The 14756-nt window shown below is 42.9% G+C and carries 15 protein-coding genes and 1 pseudogene; 6 read left to right on the top strand and 10 right to left on the bottom strand.

Annotated elements, in window-relative coordinates:
• The 3 genes from QT998_RS17040 to QT998_RS17030 all read right to left on the bottom strand — a co-directional run bounded on the left by QT998_RS17040 (position 1) and on the right by QT998_RS17030 (position 2736).
• Positions 1-1683 (bottom strand): alpha/beta hydrolase, encoded by a 1683-nt coding sequence (locus QT998_RS17040; protein ID WP_333115869.1) that lies wholly within the window; start codon positions 1681-1683, stop codon positions 1-3.
• A 768-nt stretch (positions 1684-2451) separates the two neighbouring features.
• Entirely contained in the window at positions 2452-2586 is a 135-nt protein-coding gene (locus QT998_RS17035) for a hypothetical protein (protein ID WP_333115866.1), read from the bottom strand.
• A gap of 12 nt (positions 2587-2598) precedes the next feature.
• A complete protein-coding gene (locus QT998_RS17030) occupies positions 2599-2736 on the bottom strand; it encodes a hypothetical protein (protein WP_333115863.1) in 138 nt (45 codons plus the stop codon).
• Between the two features lie 108 nt (positions 2737-2844).
• Here QT998_RS17030 and nadC point away from each other — a divergent pair, with 108 nt between their 5' ends.
• On the top strand, positions 2845-3705 hold the full coding sequence (nadC, locus tag QT998_RS17025) for a carboxylating nicotinate-nucleotide diphosphorylase (RefSeq protein ID WP_333088834.1): 861 nt from the start codon (positions 2845-2847) through the stop codon (positions 3703-3705).
• 344 nt (positions 3706-4049) lie between these two features.
• Here nadC and QT998_RS17020 read toward each other — a convergent pair whose 3' ends face one another.
• Positions 4050-5078: a C39 family peptidase gene (locus QT998_RS17020; RefSeq protein ID WP_333088690.1), complete on the bottom strand. Its 1029-nt coding sequence runs from the start codon at positions 5076-5078 to the stop codon at positions 4050-4052.
• Positions 5079-5417: 339 nt separating this feature from the next.
• Complete coding sequence (locus QT998_RS17015) at positions 5418-6746, bottom strand: M16 family metallopeptidase (RefSeq protein WP_333088691.1); 1329 nt, start codon at positions 6744-6746, stop codon at positions 5418-5420.
• A gap of 129 nt (positions 6747-6875) precedes the next feature.
• Between QT998_RS17015 and QT998_RS17010 the strand changes: the two genes are divergently transcribed.
• The 4 genes from QT998_RS17010 (at position 6876) to QT998_RS16995 (ending at position 9435) form a co-directional block, all read left to right on the top strand.
• Positions 6876-7748 (top strand): ABC transporter permease, encoded by an 873-nt coding sequence (locus tag QT998_RS17010; protein WP_333088692.1) that lies wholly within the window; start codon positions 6876-6878, stop codon positions 7746-7748.
• A gap of 481 nt (positions 7749-8229) precedes the next feature.
• Entirely contained in the window at positions 8230-8439 is a 210-nt protein-coding gene (locus QT998_RS17005; RefSeq protein WP_332966526.1) for a DUF2997 domain-containing protein, read from the top strand.
• 41 nt (positions 8440-8480) lie between these two features.
• Positions 8481-8867, top strand: coding sequence for a DUF1257 domain-containing protein (locus QT998_RS17000; protein ID WP_193974477.1), 387 nt, complete (start codon positions 8481-8483; stop codon positions 8865-8867).
• A gap of 100 nt (positions 8868-8967) precedes the next feature.
• Entirely contained in the window at positions 8968-9435 is a 468-nt protein-coding gene (locus QT998_RS16995; protein ID WP_333088695.1) for a ferredoxin, read from the top strand.
• A 78-nt stretch (positions 9436-9513) separates the two neighbouring features.
• On the opposite strand, the gene QT998_RS16990 is transcribed toward QT998_RS16995, so the two are convergent.
• From QT998_RS16990 to QT998_RS16975, 4 genes are all read right to left on the bottom strand, one after another.
• Entirely contained in the window at positions 9514-9795 is a 282-nt protein-coding gene (locus QT998_RS16990; protein WP_333088697.1) for a YiaA/YiaB family inner membrane protein, read from the bottom strand.
• A 305-nt stretch (positions 9796-10100) separates the two neighbouring features.
• Positions 10101-10271 (bottom strand): hypothetical protein, encoded by a 171-nt coding sequence (locus tag QT998_RS16985; protein WP_442921520.1) that lies wholly within the window; start codon positions 10269-10271, stop codon positions 10101-10103.
• Positions 10268-12298 carry a pentapeptide repeat-containing protein gene (locus QT998_RS16980; RefSeq protein ID WP_333115860.1) on the bottom strand — a complete coding sequence of 677 codons (2031 nt, stop codon included), beginning with the start codon at positions 12296-12298 and terminating at the stop codon, positions 10268-10270. The genes QT998_RS16985 and QT998_RS16980 overlap by 4 nt, the downstream gene beginning before the upstream one ends.
• Before the next feature lie 18 nt (positions 12299-12316).
• A complete protein-coding gene (locus tag QT998_RS16975; protein WP_333115856.1) occupies positions 12317-13132 on the bottom strand; it encodes a hypothetical protein in 816 nt (271 codons plus the stop codon).
• A gap of 196 nt (positions 13133-13328) precedes the next feature.
• On the opposite strand from QT998_RS16975, the pseudogene QT998_RS16970 reads away from it, so the two are divergent.
• Positions 13329-13511: pseudogene (locus QT998_RS16970) on the top strand (alpha-amylase); the annotation flags it as partial.
• Between the two features lie 124 nt (positions 13512-13635).
• Here QT998_RS16970 and QT998_RS16965 read toward each other — a convergent pair.
• Entirely contained in the window at positions 13636-14715 is a 1080-nt protein-coding gene (locus tag QT998_RS16965; protein ID WP_333115853.1) for a hypothetical protein, read from the bottom strand.
• Positions 14716-14756: the final 41 nt, after the last annotated feature.

Here is a 14756-nt window from a genome sequence, read left to right as displayed (position 1 = left end):
TCAACCCGTTTTAGCAACAGCATAGGCAAAATATACAATTGCAACCGAAATGATAAGTTTGAGCCAGAACTCCAAATTGTTCCACGCAAAACCTTGAATAATCCACCAAATCCATAGAAATACAATGCACAAGGCTAGCAACAACAGCCATGGCGCAAAGTAGGGAGCCATTCGCGAAATCAATTTAAACTTAGCTGAAACTTGTTCGAGTGTGAGGAGATTTGGGGGATGAGAGCGATCTCCACCCAATATGAATGCAAGAATACTGCTATGGTTTTCCTTATTAAGAGGTTTTCCATGATCTCCGTAGTAATAGCAGACCTCTTCTATCCGATCATCATCGAAATAGAAACCGTCAAATCCAGCAGTACCAATATCTTTCATTCCAAGTCCACGTAAACCACTGCACAAAATTCCAACTGGCCAATCCCAACAACTTCTGTCATTCCGCAGTTCCTTAAGCTGACCTAAATCAAAGCGTTCTTGCCAAGGATACTGACAAGGTAAAACACTACCTGCTAAGTAGATTCGATTAAATCTCATAGCTGACACTTTTTTCAAACTTTCTCCAAGAATGTATGTACCGTTGCTATGACCAATGAAATGGAATTCTGTTTTGGGATTTAAGGCAAAGCGATAACTGTACTGATCTTGAAACCAGCGAATATTCTGCCGCCTGAGCCCGGGAAAGAAGAAATTAAAAGCAGAAAAATAACCATATGTAGAGCGTACTACTGCAATTTTTCCCTTGGTAAGATTCCTAATCTGATCTTCTAAGTGGCTAGCCCAACCACTGTTACTATCCCGTATACCGTGTATGACAAAAACAGTTGTGGTTTCAGGTGCGCTTTCTGTAGGGTTAATTGTAACACCACTCCTGAGTTCAGAGGGGATTTGCTCGGGTTCTTGAGGATTACATTGTAAAATTGCCCATTTGATTACTTTATAGCGTAGCTCCCATTCTTCAAGTGCTTCAGAATTTCTTCCTTGAGGATGGTAAATATTGTGATGGTTTGCATCAGAAATATCAAACTGCACACCATTAGGAAATTGATGAATATCGATGCTATCTTTTCTCTTAACAAGACTATCTTGAATGCCAAGAAGCTGAACCATTACTGGTTCTTGTCCATTGAAACTTGAAAAATAGCGAATCCAAGCGATCCTTAAGTTAGTAATAAAAGCAGATCCTTGAACCATATCTCGTAAAATTGGTAACAAACCTGTTGCGCTTGATATATCTACACCTGCTGATACTAAAAAATTATTAGATTCAAATCCTCGATTAGGCGATGCAAGTAGAACAAAGCGACTAACTTTTTCTACCCAGGAAACTTCACTTTTTACAGTTTCTGGGTAAGCTCCTGCCGCTATTAAATAAGCTTGTCTTACAATTAATCCACCCAAGCTATGACCAATGCAAATAATATCGTCAAAAGGTTCATCACTAGCAACTGCCGCAAGCCAATACTGTTCGATTTTCGCTTTCAATTCAAGCGATAGTCTTTCAATGGATTTAGTAAACAACTTACTAAATCCAGGAATATCATAGAATCCACAGTGATTAAAAATTAGCCATTTACTGCCAACTATTAACTCCTCTTCACGTAGTCTCTCTAATAGAGGTCGCCATTTTTGAGGTGATCCGTTGAGTCCAGTTGCCAATACTATTAATCGCTTCATATGCTGAGCTTCTAATTAGGTAAGGTTAATTACATTACATAACAAGTTTTCATGCGCCATTACAGGGCCTAAAACCGGAAACATTTCATTCATAAATTTCCGCTTTTCGGCTCTCCCGTACTTTTGGTGATAAGGTAAGGTTATAATTTAGCGGCATCAAGGTTTTCAGCCTTCTTTTTCCAGTTGAATTGGATCAACCACTACTTTTCACATCTAGCATCTAGGAGAGTCGTTTCCATAGCGAGTGGGAAGGTGATTTTCTTGGGATTGATAGCAAGTGCAGAATCCAAAAATTGCGTTCCTTTTAAGACTCAATTAATATAGATGCTACTGGATGATTTGAGGATAAGCCTCTGTTGGAAAAATGCGTAACATCTATAACTCTAAATATTCCTTGTGGAACTTGGATGCTTTCGCCAATACTAGGAACCCTAGAAAAACCTTCAACCCCTGCTTGATTATCTCCCTGGGGCGTTCGCACATGAACTATAACATTTACAAACATAAGCCAACCTTTTTCGATAGTGCGTAAGTCCAGTATAATATAGGTACTCTCAGAGTGAGTACAAAAGTGGAATTCCACAGGTTTTATGTCCCCTCAGCACTGGTCGCCCACCGCAAAGCCTCCGCCAGATCCTGAGTCAGATGAAATGAACTGGTTGTCCCGCCACAAACCCTCCTCGCGACCAAAGTAAACCCATCCATCCCATCAAAGCACCGACACCCAAGGTCGTCAATAGGATACCCGCCGCAGCCGCTAAAGAACACTCAGATGTCGCCACCCTTGTCAATTCCCAGAAAATTCACAGCCTCAGCGATCGGCCCTTTTTGTTTCTCAACCGCCACCCGCTCGCAAGTCGCCAGAGTCTTGTTACTCTGGGCCAAAGAGCGATCGCACGCCAACTCAAAATCCTCCTACAGATCTGTCTGAAGAGACTCAGGAAGTTCTGCTAATTTTTCTAAAATGACTGGCTGTATCATTGTTTTTACTCGCGATCGCCCATCTACTCCATTAAACCACCAAAACCCAATGTCAGCAACAGAATAGCCCATTATGTAGTGCGATCGCCCAAAATCGCACTAACACCATCACTATCTTGCAACTTGCCGAAAATTACGCGATCGACTATCGTTCCTAGTAGCAGGAATCACAAAGAAAACATGACAGCAATATTGCCACCTTGGATAGTTTTAGACTCCCTACTGCACAACTGGCTGCTAGAAGATATCGGTAGGGGCGATCGCACAACATCGGCCTTATTTCCCGCAGCCAGCATCCAGGGTACCGCTAAATGGATTGTCAAAGAAGCTGGAGTCATTGCCGGATTGCCGATCGCCGATCGCACATTTAAACTTTTAGACAGCAGCCTCAGTTTTCTCCCCCAAGTACCCGAAGGGAAACTGTGCGAAAAAGGAGAAGTAATTGCCGAGATTTCCGGCAATTTCGACGCGCTGCTAACCGGAGAAAGAGTAGCATTAAACTTAGCAATGCGTTTGAGCGGCATCGCTACATTAACTCAGAAATATGTTGACAAAATTGCCGATTTACCCGTGCAATTAGTCGATACCCGCAAGACAACACCGGGGTTGAGATTGTTGGAAAAATACGCAACTCAAGTCGGCGGCGCTTGCAATCACCGGATGGGATTAGATGACGCGGTGATGATTAAAGATAATCACATTGCAGCGGCTGGGGGAATTGCAGAGGCGATCGCCCTAATTCGCAATTCTATCCCCTATCCGCTGACAATCGAAGTCGAAACCGAAACTCTGGCTGAAGTGCAGACAGCATTGCAGCACAAGGCGGATATTATCATGTTGGATAATATGTCCTTTGACTTAATGCGGCAGGCTGTGGTCATAATTCGCGAAAAGAGCGATCGGGTAAAAATTGAAGCTTCTGGGAATGTTACTTTAGAAACTATTAGGAGTGTGGCGGAAACCGGAGTTGATTATATTTCTACCAGTGCTCCAATTACGCGATCGACTTGGCTGGATTTGAGCATGAAAATTAATAGTTAGTGGTTATTTGTTAGTGGTTATTGGTTGTTGGTTATTTGTTAGTGGTTATTGGTTATTTGTTATTTAGTAGAACTTACGCAAGGGCGGTTTGCAAGGGTTTGATATTCATACTTTACTTGCAGAACCTAGGGTCGGCATTCATTCAGAATGACATCATTAGATTGAAATGCGTAAATTCTATATTGGTTAAGTTATTAGTTATTATTTGTTATTACCACTAACAAATAACCACTAACAAATAACCACTAACAAATAACCACTAACAAATAACCAATAACCAACAACCACTAACAAATAACCACTAACAAACAACTAACTACTAACAAATAACCACTAACAAACAACTACTTCGAGATAAAATGCACCCAAAAATCTCCGTCAGCCATACAAACGCTGCGGATTAAACGATAGGAATAGTGCAAATAAGAACCGCTGACACTTGTATCGTAGCCGCCTGGGAACCACTCGCCATAGGGGTCGTGAACGAAGAATCCTTCGCTGTCGTAGCCCGCAGCAACTATAATGTGACCGAAAGACGTGAAGTATCCGTGGATGACAGCGGGATTTCCGCTGGCCAGCCAATCTTGAACGTCCTCAATAGTTGCATTCTCGGTATAGTAATCTTGAGCGCCGTAATCTTTAACAATCTTTGCTAAATCATAGGGATCCCAGCGACTGTAACCTTTGGCGATCGCATATTCGTAGAGTTCATCTTCATATTGTCCGCTTCTATTGCGCCGCGGCACTCTCAAAAAGTCCAGACACATCGCTATGGAAGTTACATTACAAGCACCTGTAGGATTGTAAAAATTATCTAATTGCGATCGATAAGGAATGCCAAGTCGGACAGTGGGCGGGTTTGGTTTGGGATAAAGCAAAACGCCGTCTAAAGTAACTTGAGCGTGTCCTCCGTAAACATACCAAATCCCTGAACCTTTGAAAGATTCATTGCGGAGAGCAACCCTAATGTGACCGCGAATAGGAACAAAAGCCAGGAGTTCAAACTCTTTTCCCGCTGGGATTACTTGTTTTTCTGAGTCCTGAAGTTGAGAAGACGCTAGGGGTTTTGATTTAAAAATAGTGTCTCTGGTCGTTTTCAGGATCGGGCGAGGTGTGGGAATGTCCGTCGTTTTCGTTTCGATCAGCTTTTTGGCTGTGATTGCTCCCAAAAAACCCGGTTCGCCGCACTTCATCAAGGTTTGAAATTGGTGGAGGGCGGCGGTAGAAAGTGGGCCAAAGATGCCGTCTACTGGAGGTTTCAGTAAACCCAGGTCAATGAGACGGCTTTGAATTTGGCGGCTGAGCTCGTTGTCGGCAGCGATTGCTTTGGCATCGTACCTAATTTTTGAGTTGAGAAAGTTTTGTAATTTCATGCTTCCCTGCACACTTCAACGATTCCAAGTTTATACTCTCAGAAAATTACGGCCATTCTACCGATCGTCCGTACCTTAAAAGCTTTAAATTCATGATTCGATACAAAACCTTTAAGGCGGAGTGCGATCGAACTTGATATCCTGTCCAGTCGATCGATCGAAATAAGATGGGTTAGTAGTGCGGACTAAAGTCCGCACTACTAACCTTTTTTTGTTACCATCCTAGATCAGACACGATCTGACACAGTATTTTCAAATCAAAGAAGGCGATGATTTACCTTCTTTGTGCTCCCTAGCTTGACAAGCAAACGATTGCGTCTGGGAAAGAAGCAGTCGGGTTTATGCTGCTTCGGGGCGAATTACCACCACACCCATCGCATCGGGAGACAGATATTTGACGGCGGCTTCCCGGAGATCCTCGGCTGTCTGAGATTGGATGCAGGCTGCGTAGTTGAGGGCGGGAGCGATATCTCCTACCATCGACTGATAGTAACCGTACAAACTTGCTCGATCGCTGGGAGTTTCGTTACCGAAGATAAACCGATTTGCTACTTGGGTGCGGATGCGGGAAATTTCGGCATCAGTCACCAGTTCGGTTTGCAGAGTGCGGATGTGTCCGACGATGGCTGCTTCCACTTCGGCTATATTTTCTGTCGCCAGTTGAGCGGAAATCGAGAATACCCCGCCTAGTCGCTGAGTCATGTTGCTGACGGAAATTGACGAGACTAGCCCTCGATTTTCGCGCAAATCCTTAACCAAGCGAGTTGTGCGCCCGTGCCCCAATACTGTCGCCAAAACGTCGAGGGCGTATGTTTCGGACATTTCCACAAAGCCGGGGACTCGCCACATCACGATCAGTCGAGCTTGCTGGAGGGCAGAGTCTACAAATTCGCGGCGAACTGTTTCGGTAAAGGGCGATTCTTGGCCGTAGTTGAGAATTTCGGATTCTGGGTGAAAGTTGCTGAGGGCGGGCAGATTTATGGTGCTGTTTTGTGCTGTGCTTTTGCTGGCAAAACTTTCGGCGACAATTTCTATTAGTTGATCGACCGGCAAGTTACCTACAGCGACTGCTGTCATCGCCCCTGGCTGATATCTGCTGCTGTGGAAATCCCGCATTTGTTGGGCCCTCAGATTTTCGATGACGGAAGTCGGGCCCAGTACCGGTCGCTTGTAGGGCAGGACTTCAAAGGCTAATTGCATCGATCGCTGATAGGTGCGCCGGCGCGGATTGTCTTCCGATCGTCTAATTTCTTCCAATACTACGAGCCGTTCGCGCTCGAAGGCATCGTCGGGAATGCTGGCGTTGAGCAAGACATCGACTTGCAGGGGGGCTAGTTCAGCAAAATCTTTAGGAGCTGTGGTGATGTAATAGTTCGTGTAATCTTGACTGGTGGCGGCATTGGTGACAGCGCCGCGTTGTTCGATCGCCCGTTCAAATTCTCCACTCTGAATGCTGGGAGTTCCCTTAAAAATCATGTGTTCTAAAAAGTGAGCCATACCGTTGATTTCGTCGGATTCTACGGCTGAGCCTAAATTCATCCACACGCTGAGGTTAACGGCATCGACTGGTAAGTGTTCGGCTATAACTGTGAGGCCGTTGGGGAAATGGCGCACTGTTGGAGCGTTTAGGGGCGATCGGGAGGATGATTTGAGCAGGGTTGATGTCATTAGGGTTTTAAATTTATTTGTTCTCTATATCTTAAATGGTCTTTAACGAAGGCATCGAGGATTCGGCATCTGTCATTGGCTATAAAAACTGCGATCGGGCACAACTGTTTTTTTTTGACATTATTAAAAATGGAAAATCCCAAATTGCATCAAAATTTAATATTTCGACAGCCTGCTTGGCAGCGATTCGCCCGATCGACCTCCGGGAAAATCGGCTTAATTTTGACTGTAGCGCTGATTTTCTCGGCACTGTTAGCTCCCCTACTTTCCCCCTACAATCCGGCGGTCGATCGCGATTATTTATCCCGATTAGTGGCTCCTAGCGCCCAGCATTGGTTCGGCACCGACAGTTTGGGGCGAGATTTGTTGGTGCGAGTGTGGCACGGATTGGGGATATCTTTGCTCGTCAGCTTAGTTTCTGTGGCTGCGGGATTGTTTGTGGGAGGGCTGTTGGGACTCTTCGCCGGATATTTTCGCGGATGGGCTGAGGTAGCGATCGGCACTTTTGCGGATATTTTGCTAGCGTTTCCTTCGATCTTACTGGCGATCGCCGTTGTCACCGTCACCGGGCCGAGCCTGCAAAGCGTAATTATCGCCGTCAGCGCCGTGCAAATTCCCATTTACATCCGCCTAACGCGCAGCATGGTGCTATCGCTGCGAGAACAAGAATTTGTCTTAGCAGTCAAAGCCTTGGGCGCCAGCGACTTGCGGATTATTTTTCGCCACATTTTGCCGGGAAGTCTCGCGCCGCTAGTTGTACAAGCAACTCTTTCGACTGGTACAGCCACGCTAGAAGCTGCTGGTTTAGGTTTTTTGGGTTTGGGCGCACAGCCGCCGGTTCCTGAGTTGGGGACGATGCTTTCTGATGCTTTTAAAGGCGGATATGCTCTTTCATCTCCTTGGACTATTTTGTTTCCAGGTTTGCTAATTACCTTGATAGTTCTCGGTTTCAACCTTTTAGGCGACGGCCTGCGAGACGTTTTAGACCCCAGGGGGAATTAGAAGGGAGAGTGGGAGATTGGGGGAGGGGGAGATTGGGAGAGGGGGAGAGGGGGAGAGGGGGAGATTGGGAGATTGGGAGAGGGGGAGATTGGGAGAGTGGGAGATTGGGAGATTGGGCAAAATCTTTCTTCTACCCTCGAACCTCAACATCCACCCATTACATACATCAATTACATCCGTTACGTCCGCTATACAATCCGTTGCCGAACTTCCTCCTCTTTCTCAAATCTCAAATCTCAAATCTCAAATCTAAAATCGACTTGACTGATGTCACGATGTACGCGAAACTTTACATAACACTGACGTATTGATCCCACCTATTAATAAGTTCTGTTAAGTTGTGACTCAAAACCTATCAATTAGTCAAAATTGATATAGTGGCGAGTCAGCCAACTCTCAAGAAGCGACTTCAGGAGGCATCGTACCAAGCTTGCTGGCGTCGGTGTCTGATTTCATCGTTCCTATTCAGTCAGCCCGGATTATGGAAACACTAGAATTTGTGATTTATCCAGATGGCCGCGTACAGGAAACAGTCACCGGCATTGTCGGTGCTTCCTGCGCTGAGGTAACTGCTGCTATAGAAGCCCAGCTTGGCGTGGTGCTTCATCAAGAGTCAACATCTGAATATTTCGCGCTTGCGCTCAATCAGTCAGCCGAAGCGACGGCCCAAGTGGCTTTTAGCGATTGGTAATCTTTTTTGTTGAGTTCACTTAAATTTTTTTTGGAATCACCATGTCACACTTTAGCCAAATTAAGACCCAGATCCGCAATTTGAATTCTTTGGAAGCTGCTTTAACTGATTTGGGTATCGACTGGAAGTCGGGCCCGACTGAGGTGCGCGGCTATCGCGGCCTCACCAGCACCGCTGAGGTTGTAATCGAGCAAGAAAACGGCTATGACTTAGGTTTTAGCTGGAACGGGACTGAGTATGAATTGGTGGCCGATTTGCAATTTTGGCAGCAAGCTTGGTCTGTAGACCGTTTTCTGAATAAGGTGACTCAGCGCTATGCTTACCATACTGTGGTTAATGAAAGCGCTAAGCAGGGTTTCCAAGTTTCTGAGCAAAAGCAAAATCAAGACGGTTCGATCCGCTTGGTGGTTCAGCGCTGGTGTGCTTAAAAATTTACAGATTGTTCGCAGCCAGGAATGCAAGTCGTTGCTGGCGATCGGGGAAAGATTCGAGTCCGCCTGGACTTATTGATTATTCTGAGGGATCTAAATGTCTGAGCTTTCTGGACTCGGAATAGATACAGCAAGCGATCGCACTGGTTTGGAGCCGGAGTTGGGCGGATTTTTGCGGGATGCGCCCGATCGCTCTGGTTTGGAACCGGAATTAGGCGGTGTGTTTCGCCAAAAAGGTGTCTATGTTGATGAGATTACCTGTATTGGCTGTAAGCACTGCGCTCATGTTGCTCGCAATACTTTCTACATTGAGCCGGATTACGGGCGATCGCGCGTAGTTCGACAAGACGGGGATTCTGAAGAGTTGATTGCTGAGGCGATCGACACTTGTCCGGTAAATTGCATTCACTGGGTTGACTACACCGAACTCAAGAATCTGGAAGAAGAACGCAAGGATCAGGTGATTCCTGTCGTTGGTTTTCCCGTAGATATGGCTACGGTTCAGGCCGGCATTCGCCAGCGCCAAAAAAATAAGGGCGATCGTCAGTTCAAAGGTAGCCATTGAAATCCGCAGGTTTTAACCTCAAGCTCAACAAAAACAGCCCGCCCGGGCTGTTTGTCGTATATATTGTATAATTAAAATTCATTTGAGAGGATGATGTTCCGCGAGAATTTTCTCAACTCTCGCTTCGTCGATTCTCGCAGTCAATCTTGTTGACTCGTTGTTATCGCGAATGGTTTTTGCTAAAGTAAAAGAGGAGCCAACCGAAAAAGTTAAACCCATACCCATAAAAGCTTTTTGCCAAGGATCTACCTGTAAATAAATCACACCAACAGTAGTTGCAGAAATGGCAACAATAAAAGAAACCCAGCACTGCAGAATCCAAGCATTAGTATCTTTTTGACGTATGATTTGTTGTGACATAATCTTTAAGCCCCAAATATATTTTTTGGTTGATTAACTTATACAATAATGAGCGTGAATGAAGCAGTCAGGAGAACAAAGGACAGTTTCTAGAAGTGCACAGGGCGATCGGGCTTTTTACTAAAAACTATAATGCTCTAAATAGGGTTTGAGGCTCTCGAAAGACTTGGTGGGAGTAGACAGTTGGGAAACTGGACTAAGGGATATTGATTGAGTTGGATTCGTTTTGTTAATTACTAGGGTCGGGATCTATGGTTTGCTGCTGTATTTGTGGTAGCAAAGTTTGATAACGCTGTCGTTCTGGTTCAAGTTGGGCGATCGCTAATAGTGACAATCCATCGGAATTGTTTGATATTGTCTGCTGTTGGTTCTCCGTCGCGATCGGGGTAGATGATTTCTGATACAGTTTCGGCGGGTAGTTGTTGTACCATAACTGTTGATGGGTTGGGGATGCTGATTTTAGTATAGCTAATCACAAACTAATTTTTAGTAGTTGAGTAAGAGTCGGTAGATATTTCTCAACAAGTTCTGCTAGTTTGCTAACATTTGTTACAGTAGCGGTAACACCTGTCAGAGCATCCAAAGCCATCGAACAAATGTCACTATCGCGTTCTTTAGGTGGCTTTTTGCCTTCTTTTGCTATTGTTTCCACTGCTTTTAATGCACTTCTCTGTTGTGTTTCAGAAAGAGCAGAGTCACCAGGAATTGCTTCTTGTAAAGCCGTGAGAATACTTGCTAACTCATCGCTATCGACAGCTTTTACATTTTTTAGCTGTTGAATTGTTACGGAAACTTGACCGCTGAGATCGCCTACCAGTGCTGAACCCGTGACATCGCCAGCAGTGATATTACCAACTGTAGTCTTATTTCCCTTATCTCCACCAATGAGATCGCCGCCTACATGGGTTTCTTTTTTCTTTTCCACGATTTTTACCTCTGCATTTGAATTCATTACAATATTATGTTCTTCACCCTGAATAACCACCGCATCTTTATAATAATTTATAAAGCTCTGGGGAATAACTGAGGTATCAGCCCCTTGAAAAACGCCTAATTTAGCTAAGATACTATTCCCATTTTTTTCTATAATAAAATGAGAAGTATCAACACCCTCATGTTCGTTAGCAGTTTGAGCTAAAGCAATCAAAAAAGCACTTAACTCTAATTTCTGCCTAAAAATTAAATCAAACACTTGATTGGATTTTTTTATCCATTTCTCAAATTCTCCGGGTTGAAATTCTCTATCAGTGGGTTGCCGTTCTACACCTTGATGCTGACTTAATTTCAGGAAAATATACTTACATCTGACATCATCAAAGTCAGTAGTTTGATTAATACTCCAATCTTGAATACAAGAACCTGTTAAAGAAGCCTCTGAAAAAGTTGCCCCTAATGCTTGTATTTTTACTAATTTCGCGCCGTTTAATTTAGCTTCTTTTAAATTAGCATTGTTTAAATTAGATCCTGTAAGTATAGCTCTTTCTAAATTCGCCCCTCTCAAATCTGCACCCGATAAATCAGCTTCCATAAAGTTTGAATTTTGGAGATCGGCTCCTTTCAAGTTTGCTCCTTTTAAAGATAATCCGCTATAAATTTCCCCTTCACCTTCGTGACTTGTCAATAAATCTCTGATTTTAGGTGATTCTAATATCGTATCTTTTAAAAGAGCCAGTTCTAATCCGGTTGCACCTTTAAAACTTGTACGAGTTAAATTTGCTTTTCTAAAATCTGTATGGGGTAAATGTGCGCCATCAAAGCAAGCCTCTGTTAAATCGACTCCATAAAAAGACGTTCCACCTTTTGCCGCCCATAAAAGCGCTTCATCTGCAAGCCAAGCAAATTTGGGCGAACCTTTCACTACTTGTTGAGCGATAATACTGGCTGTAAGGATGACTACGAGGGCTGCAATGCTATGAATAAAACCAGATTCAGCTTTTGGATTATTCACAAACTTTAAACCTAATAAAATTATACTTTCAGTTGAAATTACAGCTCCTAAAAGTGTTAATGATTTCCCGACAGCTCCCAGACATAAATCATTTAAACTCATAAAAAATGCTATACTAATTGCTCCTCCCCAAGCTAAAGCCATGCTAAAGCCTTGAGCAACAGCAACGCCTCCTATTCCTAAATTGGAACTATTTATTTCAAAAGTAATGTAAATAATAGCTCCTATAAACATCAATACTACGCTCGCGATCGCTGTAGCAACTTGCCAGCCTAAAAGTCCAATACAAACTAAATTGGTTAGATATAAGGTAATGGATACACTTTTAATTAAGTCTACTGAATAATCTGCTTTTGTTGTCGTCCAGACAATTTCTAACAAGCCACCTGAAAGAAAAGGTACAATACTCGATAGACAACATCCGAGGATACCCAAACTAACGATTTTTATTTTTTCTAAAGGTTTTTGTCCTGAACAGGCATTTGAAAAATTTTTATTATTTAAACTTTGACCTCGATATTCAAAACTTCTAATATCTTTTTCATGAGATTTCATTTTTTTTATAGATTTTAATTATTCACAAAAACAATTGTTAGTCCGATTTAAAACTATACAAACTAATCTGCAAAGTATTCCTTCTGTGTTCCAAGATATAGGATCTAAAATTTTTAGAGCTGTTATATCTACAGGATGGTTGGCTAACAAATCTAGGAGATGGGGGTTTATACCTGAAATTAAACTTAATTCTTCTAAACTTAGATTTATTTCTTTGGCTACCTCTAGAATGCGAAGTCTTGTCGGGGGCAATTCTACATCTGCATCCAGTAAATTTTCTATGCTAGAGAGACCCAACGCTTCACTAATTTTTCCAAGATTGTCGCGTATTGGAGAGTCATTTAGTTTTTGCTTCCCTATAGGTTGCGTGCTGTAAAAACAAAGAGTTGGTAAGTCTATTTGAGTCTTAGCACTTAAGTCTTCTAAAGATGTATTATTTGCCTGAATCAATTCACTAATTTTGAGCTTTACGGCTTCTATTTTCAAAACAGGATTAACTAATTCGAGAGTAGAAACTTTTAAAACTTCGGCAATCTTTGTCAAATCTGTAGCAGTAGCCTTTGTTATTTCAATCTGCTCTTTGGCATATTTTTGAATAACAGTTTCATCAATGCCCGCTGCCTGACTTAGTAAAGATAAAGCTTGTTCTCGAGCCTTTTGGGAAATTGATATTTCAAAAAATTCGTCGCCTCCTGAGTTTCCTAATGCAGAAGCAAGTTTTCCTAAGTTTTCTCTAGATAATACTGGAATATTTTCTTCTGGAATATTTGAAATATGACTCAGTAAAGATAAAGCCTTTGCTTCAGCTAATTCTTGAAGGCGAAGAGTAACCATTGATTTAACTTCCCGAATGCTACAACACACTACGCATATACTTAATCTTGAGCAAAAACCTGAAAAAATCAGGGAATATCAATAAAACTTTATTTAAAGTAATATTACTTAACAGGTAGGGGTTATACCAAAAGTTAGATTCAAAAGCAGCCCTGATAATTGTAGCCTTAGCCTATAGAAGGTCAGCAAGACTAATATGCAAATTCAAACACCAGACTGGGTTAGGGTTAAGAACGCTATATTTTATCAAAAATTCCCCGATCGCTTCGCCAGAAGTAAACAACCCCGCAGACGGCTACTGCAAAACTTTCTTTGGGAACAATGGCACGAAATTCCCACCCTTCAAGGCTAAAAAGGCGGCGACTTATGGGGTGTCATGTAACAATTAGATTATCTCCAAGACTTAGGCATAAACGCCATTTACTTCACCCCACCCAGATACCCGACTTCTTCAAGAAATCGGGTATCTAAAGCAACCTAATTAACTCCTAAAAGCGCTGTATCTACTTATTTTTCTGCTGAGTCTTAGCTTGTTCGATCGCAATTTCCCTCACAGCTTGGAAAGAACTCAAATTCGACGAACCCTCAATCGCCTTCACAGCCAAATCTTGAACCTGTTTCAAAGCAGAATCAAGTTGCTGTGACAAACTAGCAAGCCGCGCATCTTGATTTTGAATAGTCTGCAACATCCCTTGAATTTGCAGTTCATAATTTTGCTTTTGTCCTTCAATATCTTTAGCCAACAAATCCGCCTTAACCTTAGCTTGATAATTGCCAATATTGCGACCAGTATCCTTCCCATTCTTGATATTAGCTTCGAGTTCCTTCGGGAAAGCTTCCACCTTAGCCTTAACATCCGCAGACAAACTTTCCCGTTCCGAAATAGATTTTTCGCGTTCCGCCCACTGTTTCTCCTGTTCCTGGCGAAACTCTTCAATTTCTTGATAAAGCCTTTGCTGGCGCTGTTCGTATTCTTCGATATCCAGATTTCGCTGAAGATTCAGATCGTAATCATACAACTCCTCATCCCGGCTGCGAGCTTTTTGCTGATTATCATTACGTTCTGTAACAGTCAACTTTTGCAATTCCTGCTCTTTTTCCCAAGCCAGCCGCAGTTCCAACAACTCCTGTTCAACAGTTTCGCGCCGTTTGCTGAGTTCGTCAGTAAAAGTTTTCGCACTTTCTTCGTACTGCTGAATTAAATTATCCAGCGTATCTTCCGCAACATCTTCTAAACTGTGCAACTCTTGCAGTTGTTGAACTTCTTCCCCCACAACGCGCCGCAATTCTTCCAATTTAGTAGCTTCGGAAGTTAACTTTTCAGACAACTCGCTGACAGCGCCGCCAAAGCCAAATTGCAGCAAAATCAGATTGTCGATTGTGGACTGCATTTTTTGTTGAGTTTGAGTTAAAACCATTGATTTTTGTGCCTCCACAATAAGTTTTTCAGAAACTGCTGCTTGCTTTGGGGAAGCATTTAGCTGTTTGATTTGCAATTCTAATGCAGCTTTTTCTTGCGCGGCTTCCTTGTACGCTTCTAAGATTTCAGCCTTGGTGCTTTTGTCGCTAACTTTTTTGTTCACAACTTTCCATCTCTTAATAGTTGGGCAAATTTGGTCTGGTT

Origin of the sequence: Microcoleus sp. S1D4, assembly GCF_036700765.1 — a bacterium.
In the GTDB taxonomy this organism is placed as follows: domain Bacteria; phylum Cyanobacteriota; class Cyanobacteriia; order Cyanobacteriales; family Microcoleaceae; genus Microcoleus.
The sequence above is the reverse complement of the archived record's forward strand: the minus strand, read 5'-3'. Positions and strand labels throughout refer to the sequence as shown.

Coding starts and splice junctions, on each gene's coding strand:
- QT998_RS17040 (WP_333115869.1), bottom strand. CDS start 1,683: ATGAAGCGATTAATAGTATTGGCAACTGGACTCAACGGATCACCTCAA.
- QT998_RS17030 (WP_333115863.1), bottom strand. CDS start 2,736: ATGGGCTATTCTGTTGCTGACATTGGGTTTTGGTGGTTTAATGGAGTA.
- nadC (WP_333088834.1), top strand. CDS start 2,845: ATGACAGCAATATTGCCACCTTGGATAGTTTTAGACTCCCTACTGCAC.
- QT998_RS17020 (WP_333088690.1), bottom strand. CDS start 5,078: ATGAAATTACAAAACTTTCTCAACTCAAAAATTAGGTACGATGCCAAA.
- QT998_RS17015 (WP_333088691.1), bottom strand. CDS start 6,746: ATGACATCAACCCTGCTCAAATCATCCTCCCGATCGCCCCTAAACGCT.
- QT998_RS17010 (WP_333088692.1), top strand. CDS start 6,876: ATGGAAAATCCCAAATTGCATCAAAATTTAATATTTCGACAGCCTGCT.
- QT998_RS17005 (WP_332966526.1), top strand. CDS start 8,230: ATGGAAACACTAGAATTTGTGATTTATCCAGATGGCCGCGTACAGGAA.
- QT998_RS17000 (WP_193974477.1), top strand. CDS start 8,481: ATGTCACACTTTAGCCAAATTAAGACCCAGATCCGCAATTTGAATTCT.
- QT998_RS16995 (WP_333088695.1), top strand. CDS start 8,968: ATGTCTGAGCTTTCTGGACTCGGAATAGATACAGCAAGCGATCGCACT.
- QT998_RS16990 (WP_333088697.1), bottom strand. CDS start 9,795: ATGTCACAACAAATCATACGTCAAAAAGATACTAATGCTTGGATTCTG.
- QT998_RS16980 (WP_333115860.1), bottom strand. CDS start 12,298: ATGAAATCTCATGAAAAAGATATTAGAAGTTTTGAATATCGAGGTCAA.
- QT998_RS16975 (WP_333115856.1), bottom strand. CDS start 13,132: ATGGTTACTCTTCGCCTTCAAGAATTAGCTGAAGCAAAGGCTTTATCT.